Genomic DNA, 584 nt, shown 5'->3' on the forward strand with positions numbered 1-584 from the left:
GAAATAATCACATTAATTGGATTAAATACGCCAAATACTAGTAATAATAGGCTAGATAATAATCCACCTAAAAAGTACTTTTTAATTCCAAAGAAAGCTAATATCAATAATGCTGCCGGTGCAGATAATTGAAAATCTAATCCTGGTATAATGGACGGTATTTTCAAAGCTGCCAAAATGGTTAAAATCGCAGCAATGACACTAATTTGAGTAATATCTTTTGATGTCATACTAAAACCCCTATACCCTTTCATAAACAACTTGCTTCGGTGTGCTTTCTAAAAATGATATGTAATGATTTAAATCAATACGATCGTCCACAAATATTATTCTGCCTCCATATCTCGTATTAACTGGTTTAATATCAAATAATCGATGGTAACCAATTTTAGCAGAGGCAAAATAACCTGTCGTATACGTTAAGTCATCTGACACACAAAGTTCTCCTTTGACATAAGGATGCGCATTGATACAACTAGCAATTGCTAAGGCATCAGTCACTCTTTCATTAAGATCACCTTTATTATTTATATCTTCAAACGAAAAATGTGTTGCCCTAATCCCCCTTTGTCCAAATGAATCTA

The 584-nt window shown here is 32.9% G+C and carries 1 protein-coding gene and 1 pseudogene; both read right to left on the reverse strand.

What is annotated here, in order from left to right:
• A pseudogene (locus IDG60_RS00025) lies at positions 1-230 on the reverse strand (QueT transporter family protein); the annotation flags it as partial.
• Between the two features lie 10 nt (positions 231-240).
• Positions 241-584, reverse strand: a 344-nt coding sequence (locus IDG60_RS00030; RefSeq protein WP_274611422.1) for a 6-carboxyhexanoate--CoA ligase, incomplete at its 5' end; no start/stop codon positions are given.

Source organism: Staphylococcus sp. EG-SA-2 (assembly GCF_017152085.1).